At 68.6% G+C, this 4,793-nt stretch carries 1 protein-coding gene; it reads right to left on the bottom strand.

Features of this window, described 5'->3' with window-relative positions:
- Positions 1-4,793 (bottom strand): condensation domain-containing protein (locus ACFU6K_RS31420; RefSeq protein ID WP_380668779.1); only part of this gene is annotated, 4,793 nt, incomplete at both ends.

Genomic DNA, 4,793 nt, shown 5'->3' with positions numbered 1-4,793 from the left:
GCGAAGAAGTTGTCGTCGATACCCACCGAAGGCACACCGAGGACCTCGGCGAAGAACGCGCACAGGATCTCCTCCTGCGCCGTCCTCGGACCACGATGCCCCCGCACCTCCAGAGCCTCGACGGCACCGGCCCGGGCCCGCTCCGCCCGGCTGAGGAAGTACCGCTCCTGCTCAGGCGAATCGAACACCTCCCACCCGGACACCGGCACCTCCGGGTCACCGACCGCCACCCCGAGCAGGCGGATCAGGCCGTCCGCCAGCAGGGTCATGGTGGCGCGGTCGAAGAGGTCGGTGGCGTAGTGGAGGACGGCGAGGATGCCGGAGGGGGCGCCGGCGGCGTCGCGGTTCTCGACGCAGGTGAGGTTGAGGTCGAACTTGGCGGGCGGGGTCCCGAAGGACTCGGGCCGGGCGGTGAGGCCCGGGAGTTGGAGGGTGCCCTCGTCGTTGTTCTGCAGGACCAGGAGCACCTGGAACAGCGGGTGCCGGCCCAGCGAACGCACCGGGTTCAACTCCTCCACCAGGCGCTCGAACGGCAGGTCCTGGTGCGTGAACGCCGCCAGATCGGCGTCCCGGACCCGGCCCATCAGCTCACCGAAGGTCGGATCCGCCGAGACGTCGGTTCGCAGGACCAGGGTATTGACGAAGAACCCGACCAGCTCGTCCAAAGCCTCGTCCGAGCGACCGGCGACGACCGTACCGATCGGAATGTCCGTCCCCGCGCCCAGGCGGGACAGCAGAGCCGCCAGCGCCGCGTGCAGGACCATGAACAGCGTCACGCCGTGCCGACGTGCCAAGGCGTCCAGCTCGGCGTGCAGGTCGGGGTCGAGGTGGAACTCCAGCAGGTCGCCCTCGTGCGAGGCGGTGGCCGGGCGGGGCCGATCAAAGGGGAGAGCGACCTCCTGCGGCGAGTTCCGCAGGGCCTCGGACCAGTAGGCGAGTTGCTGGTCCATGGTGTCGCCGAGCTGGTTGTGCTGCCAGAGCGTGTAGTCCGCGTACTGGACGGCCAGCGGCTCCCACTCCGGGACGAGGCCGGCCAACCGGGCCCGGTAGGCCGAGGCGATACCCGACCAGAGCGGACCGGAGGACCAGCCATCGCTCGCGATGTGGTGCAGGGTCAGGACGAGAACGGATTCCCCTTCAGTGGCAGTGAACAGCACCACCCGCAAAGGGAGTTCGGCGGAGAGATTGAAGGTGGTGAAGGCCTCGGCCTCGATCCGTTCCGCCAACTCGTCGGCTGCGCAGGGCTCGATCCTGAAGGGCACCTGGACGTTCTGGGCGGGCAGCACCAGCTGGCGGGGTTGGCCGTCGACCGCCGGATAGACCGTCCGCAGGGCCTCGTGGCGGCCGACCACGTCACCGATCGCCGCTCGTAGCGCCTCGACGTCCACCGCGCCGTGCAGACGGAACGCGAACGGACTGTTGTACGTCGCAGAAGCGCCCTCCAACTGGTCCAGGAACCACAGCCGCTGCTGGGCGAACGACAGCGGCAACACCTCCGGACGCCCCCCAGCCACCAACGCCGGACGCGCCGGACGCCCCTCCTTCAACTTCTCCATCACCCCGACCACCGTCGGGTTCCGGAACAGGTCACGGATGCCTAGCTCCGCATTGAGGGTCGTACGGATGCGGCTGATCAGGCGCGTCGCCAGGAGCGAATGACCGCCCAGAGCGAAGAAGTTGTCGTCGATACCCACCGAAGGCACACCGAGGACCTCGGCGAAGAACGCGCACAGGATCTCCTCCTGCGCCGTCCTCGGACCACGGTGCCCCCGCACCTCCAGAGCCTCGACGGCACCGGCCCGGGCCCGCTCCGCCCGGCTGAGGAAGTACCGCTCCTGCTCAGGCGAATCGAACACCTCCCACCCGGACACCGGCACCTCCGGGTCGCCAGCTGCCACCCCGAGCAACCGCACCAACCGCTCCGCCACCAGACTCGCGGTCCCCTGGTCGAACAGATCGGTCGCGTACTGCAGGACCACCGTGATACCGGCAGGCGCGTTGGCGGCATCACGGTTCTCGACGCACGTCAGGTTGAGGTCGAACTTGACGGGCGGAGTCCCGAACGACTCAGACTGCGCTGTGATACCGGGCAGCTGGAGGCTGCCTTCCTCGTTGTTCTGCAGGACCAGCATCACCTGGAACAGCGGGTGCCGGCCCAGCGAACGCACCGGGTTCAACTCCTCCACCAGGCGCTCGAACGGCAGATCCTGGTGCGTGAACGCCGCCAGATCCGCATCCCGGACCCGGCCCAGCAGCTCACCGAAGGTCGGCTCCGCCGAGACGTCGGTTCGCAGGACCAGGGTGTTGACGAAGAACCCGACGAGGTCGTCCAAGGCCTCGTCCGAGCGACCGGCGACGACCGTACCGATCGGAATATCCGTCCCCGCGCCGAGACGCGAAAGCAGAGCCGCCAGACCCGCGTGCAACACCATGAACAGCGTCACACCGTGCCGGCGCGCCAACCCCTCCAACTCCGCATGCAGCTCCGCGTCCAGCCCGAACTCCAGCAGCTCACCCTCATGCGACGCGGCAGCCGGACGGGGCCGATCAAAGGGCAGGGCCAGCTCCTGCGGCAGTTCTCCCAGCGCGTCACGCCAGTACTTCAACTGGTCATCGAGGATCTCGCCGAGCTGGTTGTGCTGCCAGAGGGTGTAGTCCGCGTACTGGACGGCCAGCGGCTCCCACTGCGGGACGAGACCGGCCAGCCGGGCCCGGTAGGCCGAGGCGAAACCCGACCAGAGCGGACCGGAGGACCAGCCGTCGCTCGCGATGTGGTGCAGGGTCAGGACGAGGACGGACTCTCTCGCGTCGATGGTGAACAGCGCTACGCGCACCGGCAGTTCGGCGGAGAGATTGAAGGTGGCGAAGGCCTCGGCCTCGATCCGCCCCGCCAGCGCCTCTGCCGTGCACGGCTCGACCCTGAACGGCACCTGAACGTCCTGGGCGGGCAGCACCAACTGGCGGGGCTGACCGTCGACCGCCGGATAGACCGTCCGCAGAGCCTCGTGCCGCCCGACCACGTCACCGATCGCCTGCCGCAGCGCCTCGACGTCCACCGCCCCGTGCAGGCGGAACGCGAACGGGCTGTTGTAGGTGGCAGAAGCGCCTTCGAGCTGGTCGAGGAACCACAGCCGCTGCTGGGCGAACGACAGCGGCAACACCTCCGGCCGCTCCCCCGCCACCAACGCCGGACGGGCCGGGCGGCCCTCCTTCAACTTCTCCATCACCCCGACCACCGTCGGGCTGCGGAACAGGTCACGGATGCCCAGCTCCGCATTCAGCGTGGTCCGGATGCGGCTGATCAGACGCGTCGCGAGAAGCGAATGCCCACCCAGAGCGAAGAAGTTGTCATCGATCCCCACCGAAGGAACACCCAGGACCTCGGCGAAGAACGCGCACAGGATCTCCTCCTGCGCCGTCCTCGGACCACGATGCCCCCGCACCTCCAAAGCCTCGACGGCACCAGCCCGCGCCCGCTCCGCCCGGCTGAGGAAGTACCGCTCCTGCTCGGGAGAGTCGAACACCTCCCAGCCGGACACCGGCACCTCCGGGTCGCCGACCGCCACCCCGAGCAACCGCACCAACCGCTCCGCCACCAGCCCCGCAGTCCCCTGGTCGAACAGATCGGTCGCGTACTGCAGGACCACCGTGATACCCGCAGGCGCATTGGCGGCATCACGGCTCTCGACGCACGTCAGGTTGAGGTCGAACTTGACGGGCGGCGTCCCGAACGACTCCGTACTCACGACGACATCCGGGAGCTGGAGGCTGCCCTCCTCGTTGTTCTGCAGGACCAGCATCACCTGGAACAGCGGGTGCCGGCCCAGCGAACGCACCGGATTCAACTCCTCCACCAGGCGCTCGAACGGCAGGTCCTGGTGCGTGAACGCCGCCAGGTCCGCATCCCGGACCCGCCCCAGCAGCTCACCGAAGGTGGGCTCACCCGACACATCCGTCCGCAACACCAGCGTGTTCACGAAGAACCCGACCAGCTCGTCCAACGCCTCGTCCGAACGCCCGGCGACGACCGTACCGATCGGAATGTCCGTGCCCGCGCCCAACCGCGACAACAGAGCCGCCAGGCCCGCATGCAACACCATGAACAGCGTCACACCATGCCGACGCGCCAACCCCTCCAACTCCGCGTGCAACTCCGCGTCCAGCCCAAACTCCAGCAACTCGCCCTCATGCGACGCGGCAGCGGGCCGGGGCCGGTCGAACGGCAGGGCCAGCTCCTGCGGCGCATCCCTCAACGCCTCTGACCAGTAGACGAGTTGCTGATCCATGGTCGCGCCGAGCTGGTTGTGCTGCCAGAGGGTGTAGTCCGCGTACTGGACGGCCAGCGGCTCCCACCCCGGGGCCACTCCGGCCAGCCGAGCCCGGTAGGCCGACGTGACCCCCTGCCAGAGCGGACCGGAGGACCAACCGTCGCTCGCGATGTGGTGCAGGGTGAGCACCAGGACCGACTCGTCCTCGCCAAGCGTGAACAGCACGACGCGCAAAGGAAGTTCGACGGAGAGGTCGAAGACGGCGAAGGCCTCGGCCTCGATCCGCCCCGCCACCGCCTCTGCCGTGCACGGCTCGACCCTGAACGGCACCTGGACGTTCTGGGCGGGCAGCACCAGCTGGCGGGGCTGACCGTCGACCGCCGGATAGACCGTCCGCAGCGCCTCGTGCCGCCCGACCACGTCACCGATCGCCTGCCGCAGCGCCTCGACGTCCACCGCACCGTGCAGCCGGAACGCGAACGGACTGTTGTACCAGATATTTTTATGTGTCCTGTATATTGGCTG

This window comes from Kitasatospora sp. NPDC057512, assembly GCF_042802135.1.
Taxonomy (GTDB): Bacteria; Actinomycetota; Actinomycetes; order Streptomycetales; family Streptomycetaceae; genus Kitasatospora.
This window is presented reverse-complemented; position numbering and strand designations above follow the sequence as displayed.